Origin of the sequence: Paenibacillus montanisoli, assembly GCF_003268025.1 — a bacterium.
GTDB lineage: Bacteria > Bacillota > Bacilli > Paenibacillales > Paenibacillaceae > Paenibacillus_Z > Paenibacillus_Z montanisoli.
This window is the reverse complement of record NZ_QLUW01000001.1, coordinates 270,054-289,667: the sequence shown is the minus strand read 5'-3', so window position 1 is coordinate 289,667 and position 19,614 is coordinate 270,054. Positions and strand designations below refer to the sequence as shown.

Annotated in this window: 16 protein-coding genes; 3 read left to right on the top strand and 13 right to left on the bottom strand. The window is 49.3% G+C overall.

What is annotated here, in order from left to right; genetic code table 11:
• Positions 1–607: 607 nt before the first annotated feature.
• From DL346_RS01340 to DL346_RS01320, 5 genes are all read right to left on the bottom strand, one after another.
• Entirely contained in the window at positions 608–1,849 is a 1,242-nt protein-coding gene (locus tag DL346_RS01340) for an endonuclease/exonuclease/phosphatase family protein (protein WP_112880266.1), read from the bottom strand.
• Between the two features lie 211 nt (positions 1,850–2,060).
• Positions 2,061–3,059 carry a zinc-dependent alcohol dehydrogenase gene (locus DL346_RS01335; RefSeq protein ID WP_112880264.1) on the bottom strand — a complete coding sequence of 333 codons (999 nt, stop codon included), beginning with the start codon at positions 3,057–3,059 and terminating at the stop codon, positions 2,061–2,063.
• Between the two features lie 91 nt (positions 3,060–3,150).
• Positions 3,151–3,987 (bottom strand): helix-turn-helix transcriptional regulator, encoded by an 837-nt coding sequence (locus tag DL346_RS01330; protein ID WP_112880263.1) that lies wholly within the window; start codon positions 3,985–3,987, stop codon positions 3,151–3,153.
• 140 nt (positions 3,988–4,127) lie between these two features.
• On the bottom strand, positions 4,128–5,069 hold the full coding sequence (locus DL346_RS01325) for a GDP-L-fucose synthase family protein (RefSeq protein ID WP_112880261.1): 942 nt from the start codon (positions 5,067–5,069) through the stop codon (positions 4,128–4,130).
• Between the two features lie 156 nt (positions 5,070–5,225).
• Complete coding sequence (locus DL346_RS01320) at positions 5,226–6,689, bottom strand: serine hydrolase domain-containing protein (protein ID WP_112880259.1); 1,464 nt, start codon at positions 6,687–6,689, stop codon at positions 5,226–5,228.
• 561 nt (positions 6,690–7,250) lie between these two features.
• Between DL346_RS01320 and DL346_RS01310 the strand changes: the two genes are divergently transcribed.
• Positions 7,251–7,577, top strand: a complete 327-nt coding sequence (locus tag DL346_RS01310) for a tetratricopeptide repeat protein (RefSeq protein WP_112880255.1) — start codon at positions 7,251–7,253, stop codon at positions 7,575–7,577.
• A 37-nt stretch (positions 7,578–7,614) separates the two neighbouring features.
• Here the strand turns inward: DL346_RS01310 and DL346_RS01305 are convergent, their stop codons facing one another.
• A complete protein-coding gene (locus DL346_RS01305; RefSeq protein WP_112880253.1) occupies positions 7,615–8,400 on the bottom strand; it encodes an aldo/keto reductase in 786 nt (261 codons plus the stop codon).
• A gap of 299 nt (positions 8,401–8,699) precedes the next feature.
• On the opposite strand from DL346_RS01305, the gene DL346_RS01300 reads away from it, so the two are divergent.
• Positions 8,700–10,271, top strand: a complete 1,572-nt coding sequence (locus DL346_RS01300) for a PHP domain-containing protein (protein WP_112880252.1) — start codon at positions 8,700–8,702, stop codon at positions 10,269–10,271.
• Positions 10,272–10,407: 136 nt separating this feature from the next.
• Positions 10,408–10,983, top strand: a complete 576-nt coding sequence (locus DL346_RS01295; RefSeq protein ID WP_112880251.1) for a YitT family protein — start codon at positions 10,408–10,410, stop codon at positions 10,981–10,983.
• Between the two features lie 116 nt (positions 10,984–11,099).
• Here DL346_RS01295 and DL346_RS01290 read toward each other — a convergent pair whose 3' ends face one another.
• From DL346_RS01290 to DL346_RS01265, 7 genes are all read right to left on the bottom strand, one after another.
• Positions 11,100–12,227 (bottom strand): Ger(x)C family spore germination protein, encoded by a 1,128-nt coding sequence (locus DL346_RS01290; protein ID WP_240632987.1) that lies wholly within the window; start codon positions 12,225–12,227, stop codon positions 11,100–11,102.
• A gap of 17 nt (positions 12,228–12,244) precedes the next feature.
• Positions 12,245–13,726, bottom strand: coding sequence for a spore germination protein (locus DL346_RS01285; RefSeq protein ID WP_240632986.1), 1,482 nt, complete (start codon positions 13,724–13,726; stop codon positions 12,245–12,247).
• A complete protein-coding gene (locus DL346_RS01280) occupies positions 13,705–14,793 on the bottom strand; it encodes an endospore germination permease (protein ID WP_112880249.1) in 1,089 nt (362 codons plus the stop codon). Before DL346_RS01280 ends, DL346_RS01285 begins: the two co-directional genes overlap by 22 nt.
• Positions 14,794–15,009: 216 nt before the next feature.
• Complete coding sequence (locus tag DL346_RS28740; RefSeq protein ID WP_133257463.1) at positions 15,010–15,669, bottom strand: hypothetical protein; 660 nt, start codon at positions 15,667–15,669, stop codon at positions 15,010–15,012.
• Between the two features lie 271 nt (positions 15,670–15,940).
• Positions 15,941–17,506 (bottom strand): ABC transporter substrate-binding protein, encoded by a 1,566-nt coding sequence (locus DL346_RS01275; RefSeq protein ID WP_112880248.1) that lies wholly within the window; start codon positions 17,504–17,506, stop codon positions 15,941–15,943.
• A gap of 67 nt (positions 17,507–17,573) precedes the next feature.
• Positions 17,574–18,521, bottom strand: coding sequence for a carbohydrate ABC transporter permease (locus DL346_RS01270; protein WP_112880246.1), 948 nt, complete (start codon positions 18,519–18,521; stop codon positions 17,574–17,576).
• Positions 18,522–18,533: 12 nt separating this feature from the next.
• Entirely contained in the window at positions 18,534–19,508 is a 975-nt protein-coding gene (locus tag DL346_RS01265) for an ABC transporter permease (protein ID WP_112880244.1), read from the bottom strand.
• Between the last annotated feature and the right edge of the window lie 106 nt (positions 19,509–19,614).

Below are 19,614 nucleotides of genomic sequence, written 5' to 3'. Positions count from 1 at the left end.
GGATAAGTTTCGCTGAGTTAGTTAGGCAGCAGCTCATATAGTGGGCGGCTGCTTTTCGTTTTGCGCGCGCATCGCGCCCGTTAAAAAAAGGCCGCCCGGTCAAGGGCAGCCTCAGGCTGTAGAAAACGTAAATAGATCAATCGCGAGTCCGGATGTTTGACTGACATCAGGCTTGTTTGTCGATTTCTAACGTGGAATCATCCACATCTTGAATGACTTCGAGAATCGAAATTGGCTCATGCTGCCGCGCATACGCTAACGGTTGCCACGCGCGCTATTGAGCCTCAAATGACCCTTTTGAAATGCTAACGGTTCTCAGAAACGCTATTTGGCGTTTGGGGCAGCGAATTCTTCCGATTTGGTCCAAATAACCTCTCTGGCGACCGTTAGATGTTAAGAAAGTCTATTTTTGCGCAATTAAGCGCTGGGGCATCCGTTAGAATTTTTCGGGCGCTTACCGCGCACACGCTAACAAGATAAAAGTCGACAATCCCGCCAATTAAACGATGGTGGGATTCTCTACAATCCAGGCTAGAATAGACAGGCCCATCGGACTTTCGCTACATTCTAAGGCTGCCCGATCAAGGGCAGCCTCTTCTACTTCAGTTTATGGCGCGGTAACTTGGAACGTTGTTCGCTTTAGCTCCTGGTATCCGTCATTGTACAGCAGCACGGCGTCATAGCTTCCGGGCTCCAAGCCGGATGAGTCGAAGATCAATGTGCCGCCTTTGGCATCTTCTATATAGAGCCAAAGAAGCGAACCGTTGTCGGAATTAACATCCGCTCCGGCCGGATAGATCCCAACCCAATCCTTCGGTCCATACGCATCCGTGTATGATACGGCAATCGGTTCGCCTTTTACATAAGCGGCTTTGTCGGTTGCAATCGTTGTGTTCGAAACGATAATTTCCGGCGTTGGCGCAAGCTTTGCGACGAAAGTGGATACGACTGACCGGTGATCGGAAGGCCATGGGGTTACGACGATATCGGAATATTGTCCATTCTCTCCGACGATCTCGCTGTTTGTCGTCACGGACGGGCCTGCGGCATATACGAAATCGATGCGATCGTGAACTTCGTCCGGATACAATTGGCCATTTTCGCCTGGCGTCCAGGTATAGGCTGGATGAGTAACCGGATCCGGATGAATCTCCCGATAGGAATCACGGAAGTGCAGCTGCTGCAGCTTCTTTGAAACCGGCCATTTGACCGCCATGCCGAAGTGCTCGTTCTTCGTTTGCTGGGTCCAATCCAAGTGGGAAGGAACATTAAAGTCCCCGGTCAGAAATACGGCAATGCCGTTCTTGGCCAATTTCGGAAGCTTCTCAAACCGGCTCTTCATCTCCTGCATATGGATGGATTCCTCGTTATTCATGACGGTTTCCAAACTAATCCCGTCGCGAATATCATAAGGACCGTATGGATAAGCAAGCAGGTGCACGTTGCTAAAGGCAACAACCTTGCCTGGCTTCACTTCAATGTACACAAAATCGGGATCCCCTGACTTGACGATCGGATAACGGCTGATAACGGCTTGTCCGCTGTCATAGTAGAAGCCCAGCTTCTCGGCAAGCACAGGAATATTCGATCCGCCTTCCTGAATGCCGATGAGATCGGCGCCGGCCGCTTGAATCGCCTCGGCTGTCTTGTCTAATGAAATCTGATTTCCCCCAAGCCAAATATTGTACGTCATGACCTTCAACGATACGGTATCTCCTGGCGCGGGGCTGCCGTAAACCGATGGAGCTCTCATCTGGGCCAAGAGCATTAAGATAAGACTGGCAATCAATAAGACCGCAATACGTACTCGACTGTCCTTCTGCTGCAACATTCTGCTGAATACTGGCATCGTTTATTACACCTCTTCTTCAAATGTTTGCTTTGCACTTCTAACTTACTACAAAAAATATTGAATTGTAAACCCTTTCATAAGATGGAATCCTCTCGCAGCTTCCTGGGCATAAACGCCTATAAACATAGAAAAGGCTGCGGAATCTAATAATTCCGCAGCCTTTTTCTAACATCTTATTAAATTTTAAATTCAAAAATTTCTAAATCTTTTACAGCGCGTCCCAATCAAAGATAACGCCGATCGCCGACGTGCGGTCCTTCACCAAGAAATCGTACGCCGCAGGCGCGTCGAGCGGCGAGAACGTGTGCGTTTGCAGCAGATCCACGTTCATGCGCCCTTGGAGCAGATAATCGTAAAATACAGCCGTCATCTGGTCGCCGGTGACGCCGTTGTAGTTGCGCGTCATACTCGCGTGGATGCCCAGAATCGCGACGGAATTCGAAACGACGCGCGGTCCGATCACCTGCTTGGATGGCTGAGTCGTGTCGCCAAGCAGCACGACGCGGCCCATCTCCTTGGCAAGCAGCGTTGCCGGGGCAAGCACGGCCGGATGCCCCGTAATATCGTACACGACATCGCACATGCTGCCGCCCGTAATGCGGCGCACTTCCTCTAAGGCCGCATCGACCGGCGCGCAAATCGTATGCGTCGCACCGCTGCGGCGCGAAAATTCAAGCCGCGATTCCGCTTGGTCGATAACGATAATTTGCCTTGCGCCGGCAGCGCGCATGTACTGCACGACGAGTTGGCCCAGGAGGCCTTGCCCGACAATCGCGACCGTTTCGCCGAGCTTCAGCTCCGCGCGGCGCGTGCCGACCTGCGTAATTTGCGCCAGCGTCAGCCAAGAAGCCTGCTCATAGGTGATGCCATCCGGAATCAGTTTGGCGTTGTTCGCATCCGTGTTGAAATATTGCTTATGCGACATGTTCGATGTCACCCGATCGCCCGCCTTGAGATGCTCCACGCCTTCGCCGACTTCGATGACCTCGGCCGCCATGGAATAGCCGGGGTTGAACGGATATTGCACCCAGGACTCCCAGTTCGTATTCGAATCGAAAATCCCGCGCAAGCAGAGCGTCTCCGTGCCCGTGCTGATCAATGATTTTCTCGCTTTGCAGCGCACTTCGCCGGGTTTAAGCGCCGGTAATTCTTCTACGCGGACTTCAACCTGCTGCGCCGCTGAAAACACAATGTTCATGGATTGCATCTACAATTCCCTCCCAAACGTCTATACGGACATTGTAGGAAAAAGAGTACGCTTACAATAGTGCAGTTTTTTCGCTATAATGATCATTTCTTTAGGTTGTCCCCTGATGCTGCAAACGGCGGTACTGCAGAGGCGCCATGCCGGTGTATTTCTTGAACAAGCGCGTAAAGTTCGTCACTTCCGAGAAATGCAGCGCTTCGGCGATCTGCGAGACGCTCATATCGTGATCTGTTATAAGAAGCGACTTCGCTTTCTCGATGCGCAGCCTGCGCTGCAGGCCGATCGGCGACATCCCGTACAGCTCCTTGAATCGGCTGCTGACATAAGCCGTGTTCAGATGCAGCTGCCGCGCCATGTCCTTGAGCGAGAGCGGCTTCTCCGGCTGCTGTACGATTTGACAGAGCATGCCGAGAAAGCTTTGCTGCGCCGCCGCAGCTTCCGATCCATGCCGTTTCCCGATCGCTTCGTCGAACAGCAGATACAAGAGCTCGAGCGACTTCGCCTTCTGCAGAATGGCCGCAGGAAGCGAAGACGCATTCCGCCTGGATTCCATCAGCTGCTCGAACACCGTCTCGAAGCGCTCCGTCTGCTTCAGCTGATAAATATACGGGATTTGAAAGATCGGCAGCACGTCGAGCACCCGCTCCACTTTATAGGTAAAGTGCCACCACAGAATGACCGCTTCGTCATCCGTATCCTTGTATTGATCATGGACCAGGTGCGGAGGGATGAAGATGACGCTGCCCGGAACAATGTCGTACACCTCATCGCCGATCCTCAGCTTCGCCGTGCCTGATTTATGGTAGGACATCATATATTCGTTCGTGAATGCCCGATCCCGGAAGCTCATTTCCCTGCGCGTATGAATCTCAAACTCCGATACGTTCAGCTCCGCCTGCTGAAGCAGCTTGATTAAGTATTGATTCACCTGTCATCCCCACCCCGTTTCCAAAATAGCCGGTTTCTCTCATTTTAGGACATCACCGGCTAATTTGAAACAAGGAGACGTTGCCAGCATCCAATTTCGAGCTACTTGGAAAGCAAGCGTTGCCAGCATCCAATTTCGAGCTACTTGGAAAGCAAGCTCTCGTTTTGGATGAACCAGGCATATGCCGAGCGAATGCCTTCGTTCAATCCGATCTTGGCCTGCCAACCAAGCCCGTTGATTTTAGTTGCATCGACTAGTTTTCCAGACGTTCCGTCCGGCTGCGCGGCAGTATACACGATCTCCCCGTTGTAGCCCGTAATCGTCTTTATCTTCTCCGCAAGCTCGCGAATGGAGATATCCTCGCCTGCGCCGACATTCACGATATCGCAGTCCTCATAATGCTCCATCAGATACAGACAGGCATTCGCCAAATCGTCCACATGCAGAAACTCGTGCCTTGCCGTCCCTCTCTCCCCGATCTCAACCTGAGGCAAATTCCGCTGCGCGGCTTCATGAAACTTCCGGATGAGCGCAGGCATCACATGCGAGGTCTGCATATCGAAATGGTTGGTCGGTCCATATAGACTCGTCGGAATTGCGGTAATGTACCGTGTATTGTACTGCTTGTTATAGGCTTGGCACATTTTGATGCCTGCGATCTTGGCGATCGCATACGGTTCGTTGGTTTCATCAAGCGCGCCGGTCAGCAGATATTGCTCCTTCAGCGGCTGCGGTGCGAGTTTCGGATAAATGCAGGCCGAGCCGAGGAAAAGCAGCTTCTTCACGTCCGACTGGTAGCTGGCATCGATGACATTTTGCTGAATCATGAGATTATCGCGAATGAAATCGGCAGGAACATCCCGGTTCGCGGCAATGCCCCCGACCTTGGCTGCAGCCAAAAAGACGTAATCCGGCTGTTCCTTCCTAAACAGATACTGCACCTGCAGCGAGTCTCGCAAATCCAGCTCCGGCTTCGTTTTTAAAATGAGCCGGTTGTAACCGCGCTGATGGAGTGTTCGAACGATCGCGGAGCCTACGAATCCCTTGTGTCCGGCTACGAATATTTTCGCGTCCCGATTCATCGTATTCCTCCTACTCTGTTATCTTTAGAGACTGCATCGTACTAGAATAGTCTTCATCTTATTCTGAACGCATGGAGAATATGATCGTTTTTAACTAACAAAAAAGCCCTTGCAGCTTTGTGGATAAGCGAACAAGGGCCGATTGGCCAATTCCATCTATTTGATGCCGCGGGCCGTTAATAGATCTGTTGATTGGAACGAGACGTTGAGCCTGCAGCTCAGCTCCAGCTCGTTCGTATCCGCGAAACTCGCCTCGACCGTAACGGCGAACGGCGTTTCGATAAAGCGAAGCGTCGCGGCCAGCGTATCCGGCTCGCTCCAGGTGAACGCAGCTACCATCGGCTGATTGCCGCTCCGTTTAAGGGGCTCCGCCTGAGGGAGCTGCCCCTTGCCAGCTCGCCACACGCCGCGGCCGAAGATGAACGTCTCCTCCATCTCTCCGCCTTCCCTCTCGATCGTAATGGCAGCTTCAATCGTCCCGAAGCGGAACGTAATGGCTTGCCATTGCTGACCATTGGCTTCGAGCGCGTACCGATGGCCGGTTACAGTCTCTTCAAGCTCCGATCGCAAGCTGACGGCCGGCGGCTCAAGCTTCAGCGCTGCAAGCTGCGCGGTCAACCGCTCTGCGTCCTGCTCCTGGAACGGAATCGGGCCTGCTTCCACGGCCGGCAGCAGCTGCGTCCAGACCGCGTTCATCACCGCCTGCATGTCATTCGTCGCTGCCGTTATCGCAATGACCATATCCTGCTCCGGCATGACGATGCAGAACTGTCCGAAAGCGCCGTCGCCGCGGTAAGCGCCGTGTCTGCATCTCCAGAACTGATACCCGTAGCCGTGCGCCCATTCGTTTTCTCCGCCGTCGCCATTGCTAATCTGCTTCGAAGTCGCTTCATTAATCCACGCTTCGGTGATGATTCGCTTGCCTTCCCAATGCCCCTTCTGCAAGTATAGCTGTCCAAACTTCGCTATTCCCTCGGTCGTCAGCGCAAGCCCCCATCCGCCGGTATGGATCCCGCGCGGACATTCCTCCCAAGTCGCTTCGGCAATGCCTAGCGGCTCGAGCAGCCGAGGCCGTAAATAATCAAGCAGCTTCTGTCCGGTTACCTTCTGCAAGATTGCCGAAAGCAAGTAAGTCGCCCCGCTGTTATAAACGAAATGCGTACCCGGCTCCCGCTCCACCGGCGCATGGAGGAATGCCCGCACCCAGTTGCCGTCGGTACACCGCTTAATGTCCTCGAGCGTATCGGTCTCATGGCCTGTCCCCATCATGAGCAAATGACGGATCCGCATCGCTTGCAGGTTAATCGAGGGCGATGCCGGTGCATCATTCGGGAAGTACGAGAGTACCTTCTCGTCTACGGTAAGCAGTCCTTCCGCAGCAGCGAGCCCAATCGCCGTAGAAGTAAAGCTCTTGCTGAGCGAGAACAGCATGTGGGGCAGCCCCTTCGCATAAGGTGCCCACCACCCTTCTGCCGCTACTTGTCCGTGCCTCAGCACCATCATGCTGTGGATTTCGATCTGACGCTCCTTCCATTCGTCTAGCAGCGCCGTAATGGCGCGCGGATGAATCCCCGCTTCTTCCGGCCGAATTCTCGGCAGCCTAAGCTCTGTTTGTGTCATGAACCAATCGCCTCCACTAATAGATTGAAAGATTGCAGCAACATACCCTGCCCTAGTAGTCCTCAGCGCTGTACCTTCTCAAGCATTTCGGGCATTGCAAGTGGTAGCTCCGTTTATACTGCTTGCTATAGGAATGCGTCCCCATGTTATTCGTCCAGCCTTCACCTAGATACTCATCATTCGCAATGCGTTTTAACTTGGTATCGCAATCCCTACACCGATGCCTTTTGAAAAAATAATCTTTGACCTCATCCAAAGTAAGCTCAATCTCATAAGAGCGGCCGCCGCCATATCGTGCGGCAAAGTACCCTCCTATGCCAATTACCGCCGTCACTAGTATACAGAGCATAAGGATTTGCCCATCACTCAAATCCGTCGCCCCCCTCTCCACCTCAGCATACCATCTACCGGATGATTCCCCACAATTGGGCCATAATGAACGTAACATAACTTTTTGAATGGGTGATGCAGGTGTTCTCTCTCCTAAGGCCATTAAAGAAATACAATCACTATGTGGAACGTGCCGCGCTGTATGAGTCGCTCTTCATGAGGCGCAAAGCGATGGAAACCATGAAGCGAGCCGTGCTTCAGCCCTTCGCGGAGAAGGAAATCGCCAGCGGTCTTGTTTACTTAGGCATGCTGTCGCTCAAGCTGAAGAGCCACCGGCAGGCCCTGGATTATTTTGACCAGGCATTGGAAATGGTTCTGGAGGAGCCCTTCAATTACTCGAGCAATATTAGTAAAATCATGGAAGCCTTCATTCAATACGGAGACAAGGAAAGGGCGCTTTACTGGCTCCGTCAATTACTAGAAAAGCAAAGCTACGATCGGAGGTTCAAGAAACTGGAGAAGTATATGGATCTGCTTACAGATCCGAAACGAAAATAGACCGTCCTCTGACATAGGACGCGGTCTAATTATCATATCAAACCCATTCATCAACCAGCTTAATCTCCTTCTCGGTTAACAGGCCCCGTTTAACAGCTTGCAGATTCGATTGGACCCACTCTCTTTTCCTCATCGAAACGATGACACGGTCGACCAGTTGCTGTCCGGTCACCCACCGCAGTAAAAGATCCGCAGTTTGATTTTTGTCTGCCGCGATTTCGTTAAGCTTCCAACCGCGAATGAAAGGCGATAAGGCAACCGTTGTCAGTCCCATCTCCTTTGCCATGCCGAACGTATCCTTTGCCCCCTGATGAAACAGATTGTAAGGAGCAAGAACATGCGTAACCGGATGATCAGCAGGAAGGCCGGCTAGATGGTCCGGTCCAACCATGCCGAGCCCGACCCTTCTCACCTTTCCTTCATCCACCCATCGCTTCGCAAGATCCATCTCCTGCCGGAGTTTTCGTTCATCCTCATGAGCGTGAATAACCAGAACATCAATATAATCGGTTTGCAATTCTTTCAGCATCATATCGATATGATGCGGCTCATAGCAGCTAAAACCAACCAGCTTATCAGACTGGCCCGGCAGGTTGAAGAAATTCCACGCCATGATTTCCGCTTCTTTACGCCTGCCCAGAGCTTGCAATACGTTCCCGAGCGCCACTCGTTCTTGATAATAGGTCGTATCGATCAACTGAATCCCGTTATCGAGGCACGCGTCGACAATCGCGCACTGCTCTTCGAACGAAGCCAGCGGATCGTTGCCCAATTCCTCGATGAACGAGTGTCCTCCGAGTCCGAGTTTGGATAGATTCGTCATGCTTCTCACATCCCTTACCAAGGTAGATTCGCATATGGGCTTTAAATGCTTACTATTATAGCAATGGAATTGACTGAACATAAGAAGTGAAAAAAAGATTACTCAGTAACCTAAATGTAACTAATGAACGAGCTGTTTTGTAATAATGCGGATAGCGCCGGAGTCCTGATCCTTCACGGAGGGATTGAGGTCTTGAACATATCGCAGTTAGTACATTCGATTTATTGAAAGGGCTTACATTTTCTTCTATACTGAGCAGGCAGCACCAGTGAGGCTACATCATTTTAGGAGGAATTTCCATGTTCAAACAGAAGTCTACCGCTATGCTTTTGGGCAGCGTCACCTTGACCGCAGCCTTGCTGACGCAGAGCGCACATGCGACTGGTGTCAGAAACGAAGATGAGAATGACGGAAAATGGCTCGCGGGCGAATATCACGTGCATACGTTTCAATCCGATGACGCTCAGCACTCTTTGACCAGCATGCTCGATGCAGGGTTGGAGAAATACGGATTGGACTGGATGGGCACGGCCGATCATTTGCGCATGGAATCCCGCGACGACGAGGGAAATCCGATCCCGGGCGGACCGATTCCTTTATCTCAAGGAATGCTGCAATATCAAGTTCCGAAAATCAAACAATTGCAAGCGGAAGGCAAATACAAAGGCAAGATCATCTTCTCGGGCTTTGAGTGGGACATGCCGACTTACGAGCATGTCGGCGTAGGCCTTTTGACGGACAATCCGGGCTCGGACGAGAGCCTTAAAGCCGCCAGCCACTTCGAGTACTTGTTCACGAACCGCGACGAGAAGCTTTTCGATCCGGCAGACGTAGCCGCTTGGTCGGCGAAGGATGCCCGCGCGTTCTCGACCAAAGAAGATGCCCGCACGGCTTTGAAATGGCTGGAAACGAATTATAAAGATACGAGCTTCGCGCTCTTTAACCACCCCAACAGAAAGATGGTTTACACAATCGAGGACTTCCGTGATTTCAACAATATTGCGCCTACGGTAGCGTTCGGATTCGAAGGCATGGTCGGCAACCAAATGGAGCCGGATCGCGGCGGAGAAAACCTGGATAATCCGAAAAACCGTACTTACGGCGGTTCGGATTACATGTTGGCTCACCTGGGCGGCGCGTGGGATGCATTGCTTGGAGAAGGACGCAAGTTTTTCAATTTCTCCAACTCGGACGCCCATTTCTATATTAGCGATAACCGCTTGTATTCCAGCGGCTACGACCCGGGCCAATATTCCAAAAACTATACGTGGATTAAAGGCAACGACGCCCTGGCTGTGCTGAACGGCATGCGTTCCGGCAAATCATTCTCCGTATTCGGCGATTTGATAAACGCGCTCGATTTTAACGTCACGCAGGATAATTCCGAAAACAGATCCGATGCGGGAATGGGCGAAACGATCGTTGCAAGAGACGGCAAGCAACTCACGATCACGATCAAGTTCAAAAGCTCGGAAAAGAACAATAACGGCGACCAAGTAAAAGTCGACCACGTCGACTTGATTACCGGCGACATCACCGGCAAGAAGATGCCGGGCACGCCTGAATACGCCAAAGATACCAATGATTCGACTGTAGTACTCAAGCGATTCACCAGCAAAGACTGGAAGACGACGAAGGACGGCTACAATGTTATTACGTACAAGCTTAAAGCGACCAAAGATCAATACTTCCGCCTAAGAGGCACGAACCTCGGTACCGACATTCCGGGCGAAACGCAAAACGGCGAGCCTCTGATGGACGTAAAAACGGATATCGCGGACAACGAGGCGCGTTTCGAAGCGATCAATAAACGGAACTACAGTGACTTGTGGTTCTACTCCAATCCGATTTACGTGAGCGTCATCAAATAATAAATGATCCCCAGGCGATATTCACGGCCTGGGGATTTTTTCCGTCTTAACTCACGATCATACCATCTTTTATCTTATTCTGACTATCACCTGCATAATATAAGACAGGCCATTCCCGGAGTTGATCTATTATTATATGTTAAACAATAAAATAATAGTAATTATAATAGGAAGCATATTGATTGCAATTGGAATTAATGTTTTTCTGACACCGTATAGCATTCTGGATGGAGGAGTTATTGGCATTGCCCTTATCATCCATTATTTATTTGGAGTTAAAATAGGAGCAGTCATGTTCTTGTGCAGCACTCCTATTTTATTGTTGGCATGGCTTTACTACCGTAACATGCTGTATAACAGCGTATACGGATTGGTAATTTCCTCGTTAGTGATCGATTTGTCGGAGGAATCCCTCCACCGTTTATTAAAAAATGTGGTATTAACTCCGTTCAGCAGTGCAATTATCGGGGGATTTATCATTGGTACAGGAATTGGAATCATGTTGCGCTATGAAACAAGCACCGGAGGTACCGATTTACTTGCTCAATTGCTTTCTAAATTAATTCCCGTTAATGTCGGTGTGCTTATTTTTGTTATTGATGGAATTATCATTTGTCTTGGAGGATTGTTGCTTTCGGCTGAAACCTTTCTCTTATCTATCCTTACAATAACTGCAGGAGGTATTGCGACAAGTTTATGTACGATGAAATGAATCCTAACCCCCAGCGCCAATAATCTTCCATCTGAGTACGCCAAAAAAGCCGCATGACTCTGCTAGAAGTCATGCAGCATCTAACATGTTCTATCTTATCTCAATAATTTCTCCAATCATTTTTTCATTATTTTAGCGATCCCCACATCCGATAATCCTATATTCACATCGATTTCCCCTAAGGATTCAGGCTTTAACGGCAAAGCGCCATCTTTCTCCAAACGGTGCCATTCCCTCGGGTTGGTTCGATAGAGCGAGTTGGAGAGCCCTAGAAGATCTGCACCTGATTTTAATCCAACCAAATACGTATTCTGAATCTGCCTTCTTATTTCCTTCTCGGCAAGCTTTGTCATTTCCGTTTCCGTGACTGGTTTTTCTTGCTCCGTTACCGAACCTTGCGCATTGACTTTAATGTGAAACAGAAGTTCGCCGTTTGAAAGCTTGGGTTCGATGGAGGGTTTGATTTTTTGAACAACCATCATCGCAACCGGTTTATGATTGATTTGAAGCACCAAAGGGGTACGAGCGGTTTTTTTCTCCAACCATCGCAGTCCCATAATTTCGTCAAGCTTAAAACAGCCCATCAATTGCTTGCTTTGCATGGCGCATACCCCATCTTGCTGAAGTTGAGGCGACGGCTTTTTGTTCTCAACCCAGTTCTTTTCATTGACGCTTAACGCGGGAAGCAGCAGGGTTTGACCGCTTTCCTCCCATTTCCATAAGAATTTGTACAAAAATAATGGAGCAACAATCGAGCTTTGGGAATAACGGTCCTTAGGGTTATTTAATTGCGAGTACAGCGTTGACATGTTTTGGGTCGGGGATGCGCTTAACAGCTTCTCGATCGAGCCTCGGGTTGCCATCGTCCAAATGGTATACCGAAACTCGTAATATCGGTCCATTTGGTCCAAAACGCCATGAATGACATTCTCGCGCAGCGCCGCTTCCGTAAACACCAACGTTTTTACATGGCTCCAGGACAATCTTTGCTGCGCCGTCTTATATAGGTCAAAAATGGCCTCATCCACGGTCCTTCCTTCACCTTTGCCAATGGTGACCAATTCCTTAGTCATTCCGGCTCCGGCTTCTTTCTTGGCAATATTATTAAAACTGATCAATTGGATATAAAACACCACTTTGCCTTTGGCATAATCGATACCGATCGAATTGACATAGGCCAGATGCTCAATTTCCCTTGCCCCCCAGCAGCCGGTGAGCAAAAGCGAGACCATTCCAATAACCAATACTAGTCGTACCCACCTCAAGTTTGATCATCTCCGTTTTTTTTGAAAAAGCGGGGAGTTCCCTCCTTCTTCCCCCAAGGCATACGGAATAAAATTTTGAACATGTCTCTGTAGCTGATGGGACTCACCGGACTTAAATATTTGACGCCGAAGGATTCCAGATTAACGATATATACAGCGAGGGCTAAGATACAAATCAATAATCCGAACAAGCCGAGCACGCCGCTGATCACCAGTACGATTAATCTCAGCAGACTAACGAAGCCAACCATATTTTGATTCACCATAGTGAACGAAGCCAATACCGAGATGGCTACGACGACAAGAATGCCTGGTGCCGTCATACCCGCACTGATGGCCGCCTGTCCGACTATCAATCCGCCAACAACGGAAATCGTCTGTCCGATCGAAGATGGCAAGCGCATGCCCGCTTCACGAAACAATTCAAACAGTAGAATCATCATAACAGCCTCGAGCGGAGCCGGCAGCGGGACGCCTTGCCTTGAAAAAACAAGTGTCCCTAGCAGCGTGAACGGGAGCTGATCCTGATGGTAGGTAAGCAGCGCGATCCAAAACCCGGGAAGAAACACGGAAAGAAAAATACCGCACAGCCTTAACAAACGGGTAAACATGACAAACCAATTAAGCGTATAAGCATCTTCCGAAGTATTGAACATAAATGTAAGGTTAATCGGCCCAATGATCACCGTTGGCGAACCTTCGACAATAATGACAAACCTGCCGTGCATGAGAGAATTCACCGCAAAATCCGGCCGGCCGGTATAGACGAACTTTGAAAAAAAAGCGTAATCGACCAGTGCCTCCTCCAGTTGCGTACTGCTGATCAAACCTTTGACCTTCACGCTGGCCAATTTGGATGTGATCTCCTTAACAATGGCCGGATTTATGGCATCCTTCATATAAAGAAGCACCGTCTTGGTTTGCGTCTGCGTTCCGAGCGTATATTCTTCAACTGCCAAAGCATTTGTTTTTAATCTTTTTCTTATTAAGGCTACATTGACTCTCGTATCTTCAGTAAAACCGTCGCGAGGTCCTCTTACCGAAAGCTCGGCATTCGACTCCTCTGTTTTCCTCTGCGGCGCATTGGCTAGATTCCAGGTATACAGGGAGGCTGCGTCTTGAAAATATACCAGCAGTTCGCCATTGAAAATCTTGCTAATGATGAATCCGGCATCCCAGTCCTGCGGGAGGGGACTAAGCTGAAATGGCAGGTACTGCTTTAATTCAGCGTTGTTGGATATGGTATGTTCTTTAAACATTTCAATCAAAAAAGGAATAAATACTTGATTGATCGTATTTACATCGCACAGCCCATCGCAATATACGAGGAGTATCTCAGACGAAGATCCATCCTTCTGCGTAACCATCAGTTTGTTTACCTGTACATCGCTGCAGTCTTTGAACAGTTGCCGAAATGAATCATAGGGCTTAACATTCGCTGATTTCATTGATTTACTCATGATTCTATTCTTCTCCACCTGTATCCGAAATGAATTAATCCAATGATAACCAGGAAGTAGCCGGACATTCCCCAAAATATACCTGGCAACAAAATATTTGAGACCAAGCTGACAAATTTGGGATCGCTAAACGGCAGATTGATTACGATTAATTGGATCGAACAAATAAGAAACAGGAATAACGTCTTTTTCCTTTTTGTCTTAATGTTCAGAATATCGTTGATCAAAAAAAGTGTCAGCGAAATCCTCAGGAAAGCCCCGCTGAACCACTGATAAATACTTAAAAAATCCATGTGCTCAATAAAGTGGCCTATCGTCACGAGTCTCCACTCTTCATAGGCGGGGAACCTTAAATGGGAGGCATGTTTAGGACCAAACTCGATGAGCGCGCCGACTAATGGACCAAATGTTAGCCCGATAAGGATCAAGGTCAGCAGCACAAGCGACATGAACGATATGCGCTTACGAATGTATTGCCTAATAAATAGCAACAGCGATAATTCGAGTAGTCCTGACATGACATATATGGTCCCATGCCAGACGGGATTCATGCCAAACTCCAGATAAGGCTTTAACAAAGAGTAATCCTTATTCGGATAATTGGCCGTCATCACATAAAAGCCGAATAGGACGACAAACGGTAAAAATATTGCCGCTGTATTGGCTATTGACTGGATTCCTTTATAAGCATTGTAAGCACAGACAACTAATAAAGCAGCCGCTAAAACGATCGTTGGGGTGCGAGTCGAGAACGAGAGATGAATCCAAGTAACGGTATCCTTTAAGGTAATCGTTGATAATGTAAAGACGTAAATGCACGCAAGCCCTGCCAGAAAGTAGGATACCGTTGCACCGTATGTAAGCTTAAGCCATTGAAAAAGATGCTTATCCCGATTTTTGCCAAGAGCGGAATACAGCAAGACGACCCAAATCATAAATAATCCGCCTGCAAGCAGAACGGAGATCCAGCTATCGCGTTGCGCTTTATCTAACAGCATCGGAATGATAATGACATGGTTTAGCAATCCAACGGAAAGCATGAATATCATGCTTGTTTGCAACAACGATATTGAATTGTTTTTCATTTATATCCTCCGAATTGATTATGCGAACATTATTCCTGTAGTATGGTGCGTTTTTCTTGAAATTATTACCTACGAAATTGCCGGGGCCGATTAAACACATTTCGAACAACATCCTCAATTACTATTATTTAGAAAAACAAAACAGGTCACTCCGCTGTAATGGTGGCGATGACCTGTTTCTTCCATGATCGATATATAAAGCAATCGTAAAAGGGTCTATGTTAGTTTATAGATGTCAATATTAAAGGCTATCGCTCCTGGATTATCGTCAGGATTTGCAGGAGCAGGGTAATTAACAGCTTTGAAGATTACTACTAGCGAATAATGATTTGGATTTGGAGAAAGACCGCCTCGTCGATATATATTAGAGAAATAACGAACTGTTTGCCATCCAGGAGGAGACTCTAAATCAGAGACAGGTAGGGTCATCGGTCCATCCTGCAAAGGAGTACTCAGTAAATCTTCAATTTCAATTTCTATTAAATCGCCTGAATCCGTTACTCTGCATAAACTTATTTGATTCACTTCAAAAGCATCATCGGCAAAGGCTGTTATACACACAAATAAATCAATAATATTTGTTGCTGCCATAGGGGTGGACGCTGCAGCAAAATAAACAGTATCTCCTGGTTGCGCTTTTGATTTATTCCAAATATAGCGCGGATTTGTTGTATCTCTGAATTCTATGCTTGGATTGTCGTCCTCCCCAAAATTATCCAGACTCGGCCACGACGGATGCGGATTAGTAACTTCTACGGCTACTTGAGAAACCGTATCGTTAAAAAGATTTATTATTGCTGAATTAGCACTATTTGTACTTGTATAAATGCCATCATTACCCAAACTGACAATACGATCTATAGGTATAAAAGTCATAGCGGCTCTTCCTTTCTATTAATTTATTTCTATTAAATTCAATAGTAGGTTTTTCGAAACGGCATTTATCTAAAACAAATGTACATTTTGGCTAGACAGCCTGGGTAAAAATAAAATGAGCCGCATGACTCCGGTGGAAGTCATACAGCTTGGACCTCTTCGCTGCCAGCGATATAGACTGGGGGTTCTGCAGTCCCACAGGGCGAAACAAAAAGCCTGAGAGCACCCAGCTCTCAGGCTTTTACCACTTATTGCTGCTTCTTGCGCAGCACTACTTCTTGCTTGCCAGGAACTCATCGAACTGCTTCTGCTTCTCAGCGATGACTTTGTCTACGCCGGCAGCTTTCAGTGCGCTGATATACTCCGGCAACACTTTATCCGGATCAACCGAACCCGTTTCAAGCGCCTTCGCGTACTGCTTGATCACGTTTGCCAGTGCGCCGACTTCGGCTTTGACGTTGTCGCCGTTGAAGACGAAGCCAAGCGCTGGGGATGGCACTGCACCTTCGTTGAATTCTTTGAATTTCTCCCATTTCTGCGGATCTTCCGTATTCCAGACATAGTTCAGGAACTGGTTGCCAAGCTCCCATGCAACGCCCGGCGCGTATTTCGACGTTTGGTCTGTCGGTGTCATGATTTCGCCGCTGCGAGTGAAGTGAACGCCTTCCACTCCGAAGTTCAACAGGTTAACGAGTTCTTTGTCCGTGTGCAGCAGGTTGATGAACATCATGGCGCGATCCGGATCTTTGGACGTCGAGGAGACCGCTAGCATTGCGCCTGCAGTTTCACCTGTCGATACCGTTTTGCCGATCAAGTAAATTTGAGCCAGTTTGCCGCCAAGGCCGGCAGCATTGGCAATCTCCGCGTCTTTACCCGGTTTCAGCGGCTCGATCGTGGAGAACACGTTGCCGCCTTTATAGGCGTCGCCGCTGGACAATTGCGTTGTCGCCGCGTCTTTGTTGATGTAGCCCTTCTGGAAGTAATCATGCGCCAGCTTCAAGTAGCGAACGTAGACCTCCGATTCTTCCGCCATTTTCACCTTCGTGTCGTTGCCGTTCTTGGAGATAACGCCTGGGATCGTGCCGTCGCCAAGGAAGTCGAATTCGTTCAGGAAGTTCGCGAAGATACCGCCCGACGTGTACAGCGGAATCATATCCGGCTTCTTCTCTTGAACGATCTTATAGATCGCGTCCAGGTCTTCAGCCGTTTTGACCGTGCTCATATCAAGGCCAAGCTCGTCGGCGATATCTTTGCGATACACGACGCCGGCAGAGGTCGCAAGCTCTTTGTTGGTCGGAATGCCGTAGTTTTTGCCGTTAATTTTCGAGCCTTCCAGGAAGATTGGATCCAGCGAGCTTGTAATGCCTTGGCCGTACTTCTTCAGCAGGTCGCCGAGGTCGATATAAGCGCCTTTAGCCACGTTCTTCGAGTAACCGTTCCATTGTGCGGTGAATAGGACGTCAACCGGCTCGCGGGAAGCGATCATCAGGTTGACTTTATCGTCCCATGCGCCCCAGTCAATCGGAGACAGGTCGATCGTCGCGTTGATTTTTGCCGTCAAAATTTTGTTCATCGCTTCTTCGATTTTCGCTTCGTCCGGTTGAGGCGGGCCTTCATAAACGAGCTTGAGCTTGTAAGGCTCCAGATCAGATGCCGCAGTGGAATCCCCTGCTGCCTGATTGTTGGTGCTTGCTTCGCTGCCGCTGTTCTTCGCATTGCCCGAGTTGCTAGAATTCCCTGAGTTATTGTTCCCGCCGCTTCCGCAAGCGGACAGAATCATTGCAGTCGTACATAAGAGTGCCAGTGCAGCCGATACGGTTCTCTTCTTTGTTTGCATGGTTTAAGTCGACCTCCCAAGAAAATGTGGTGCTATGCCAAACCGGAAGTCCGGTTGCAGCTGATGATTAGCCTTTTACGGCGCCTACCGTAAGACCTTTGATAAAATATTTCTGGAAGAACGGGTAAGCCAGTATGATCGGTCCGATGCCGACGATAACCATCGCCATCCGAACGGTTTCGCTCGGGAAGTTCATCATCCCGCCGGCTGAAGCGATGGCGTTCGCGGCTGTTGTGTTGTTCGCGAGGAATTGAATGTTCGCCATCAGTTTGTACATCAGATATTGAACGGATATATTGTGCTCTCCGGTAATAAACACCAGGCTTAGGAACCAGTCATTCCAATACGAGAGCGTTTGGAACAAGGCGACCGTCGCGAGTACCGGAAGCGAGAGCGGCATGACGATCTGGAAGAATATCCGCAGTTCGCCTGCGCCGTCGATTTTGGCAGATTCGAGCACCTGTCCCGGAATCGTTGTCTGGAAGAACGTCCTGGTGACGAGCACCCAGAATGCGGACATAATTTGCGGGACAATTAACGCACCTAACGTATCCTTGAGATCAAGGACTTGCACATAGACCAGATACCACGGTACAAGGCCGCCCGAGAACAGCATCGTGAAGAAGGCGAAGAAGGTAAAGAATTTGGCTTGCGGAAAATTCGGCCGCGAGATCGGATAGGCATACAGCGCAATGATGATCATGCTCAGCGCTGTGCCTGCCACGGTCACAATGATCGAGATGCCGTAGGAATGCAAGATTTGACCGATATCCTGGCCGAGAAAGCGGTATGCCGCCAGGCTGAAATGATCGGGCCAGAACTTGTAGCCGCCGCGCACGATCGACGCTTCGTCCGAGAACGATACCATGACGAGCAGCAGCAGCGGGATAATGCACAGCAGTGAATAGATGACAAAGAAGATATTAATGCTGAGCGACGCCGTAAGTCCGAGTTTGTTTTTCGGGTTGGATGCAGCGACTGTTAGGGTCGTGCCGGTATTCAATACATCAGCCATTGCGGCTCCCTCCTAGAATAGTGCATTATCTCTGTTAAAGCGGCGGACGATCCAGTTGGAGAAGAAGACCAGGACGAACCCGACTATGGACTGCAGAAGTCCGGCCGCAGAGGACAATCCGATATCGCCTACGGTCAGGAAGGTACGGTATACATACGTATCGATAACGTTCGTTACCGGGAACAGCACGCCGGATTCACGGGGAACCTGGAAGAACAGTCCGAAGTCGGCATTGAAAATCCGTCCGATTTGCAGCAGCGTAATAATGGTAAGGACAGGGGTGATGAGCGGGATCGTAATGCTCGTCATCTGCTGCCATTTGGATGCCCCGTCAATCGTCGCAGCCTCGTAGTATTCGTCGTCGATGCCGATGATGGCCGCCATGTACATGACCGTGTAGTAGCCCATCCCCCGCCAAGTGTTGACGAGCGGCAGGATGTACGGCCACACTTCTTTCGTGAAATACCAGCGAATCGGCTCGATATTCAGCGCGGGAAGAAGCGACCCGTTCATGAAACCGTGCTCGTCGCTCAGGAAGCCGAACACCAGGTACGAAATGACGACCATGGACAGGAAGTACGGCAGGAACATGACCGTCTGGTGCAGCTTCGACATGAAGCGGCTCTTCATCTCGTTAAGCATGAGGGCAAAAGCAAGCGGAATCACCAGGTTCAGTACGATAAACAGCGAGTTATACGCCAGCGTATTGCGCGTAATAATCCAGGCATCCGACGTCTTGAACAGATAGGAGAAGTTGGATAAGCCCGACCAAGGGCTTCCGAGAATGCCATCGGTGTAGTTGACCGTCTTGAACGCGATGATAATGCCGAACATCGGCAAGTAGTTGTTGAATACGAGCAGCAAGATGCCTGGGAGCATCATAAGGTAGAAGATCCAGTATTTGCGAAAATTAGCTGCGAGCGAAAATTTGCGCGTTTTCGGAATCGCCTGCGGCATCGTAGGTGCAACCGTTTTCAATTGCGCCATCGTCGTTCCTCCTTCGTAGTTGGCTCTATAGGACTATCTTATAAAAAAAACGACGCCGTCCTCTATCGGCGTCGTGACCTGTTTAGCGCTTTTGTGACCTGATGCG

What these genes read in the sequence shown, in the direction of transcription:
- DL346_RS01310 (WP_112880255.1), top strand. Translation starts at nt 7,251, where the DNA reads ATGGAAACCATGAAGCGAGCCGTGCTTCAGCCCTTCGCGGAGAAGGAA.
- DL346_RS01300 (WP_112880252.1), top strand. Translation starts at nt 8,700, where the DNA reads ATGTTCAAACAGAAGTCTACCGCTATGCTTTTGGGCAGCGTCACCTTG.
- DL346_RS01265 (WP_112880244.1), bottom strand. Translation starts at nt 19,508, where the DNA reads ATGGCGCAATTGAAAACGGTTGCACCTACGATGCCGCAGGCGATTCCG.
- DL346_RS01295 (WP_112880251.1), top strand. Translation starts at nt 10,408, where the DNA reads ATGTTAAACAATAAAATAATAGTAATTATAATAGGAAGCATATTGATT.
- DL346_RS01340 (WP_112880266.1), bottom strand. Translation starts at nt 1,849, where the DNA reads ATGCCAGTATTCAGCAGAATGTTGCAGCAGAAGGACAGTCGAGTACGT.
- DL346_RS01335 (WP_112880264.1), bottom strand. Translation starts at nt 3,059, where the DNA reads ATGCAATCCATGAACATTGTGTTTTCAGCGGCGCAGCAGGTTGAAGTC.
- DL346_RS01280 (WP_112880249.1), bottom strand. Translation starts at nt 14,793, where the DNA reads ATGAAAAACAATTCAATATCGTTGTTGCAAACAAGCATGATATTCATG.
- DL346_RS01320 (WP_112880259.1), bottom strand. Translation starts at nt 6,689, where the DNA reads ATGACACAAACAGAGCTTAGGCTGCCGAGAATTCGGCCGGAAGAAGCG.
- DL346_RS01305 (WP_112880253.1), bottom strand. Translation starts at nt 8,400, where the DNA reads ATGACGAATCTATCCAAACTCGGACTCGGAGGACACTCGTTCATCGAG.
- DL346_RS01325 (WP_112880261.1), bottom strand. Translation starts at nt 5,069, where the DNA reads ATGAATCGGGACGCGAAAATATTCGTAGCCGGACACAAGGGATTCGTA.
- DL346_RS01275 (WP_112880248.1), bottom strand. Translation starts at nt 17,506, where the DNA reads ATGCAAACAAAGAAGAGAACCGTATCGGCTGCACTGGCACTCTTATGT.
- DL346_RS28740 (WP_133257463.1), bottom strand. Translation starts at nt 15,669, where the DNA reads ATGACTTTTATACCTATAGATCGTATTGTCAGTTTGGGTAATGATGGC.
- DL346_RS01270 (WP_112880246.1), bottom strand. Translation starts at nt 18,521, where the DNA reads ATGGCTGATGTATTGAATACCGGCACGACCCTAACAGTCGCTGCATCC.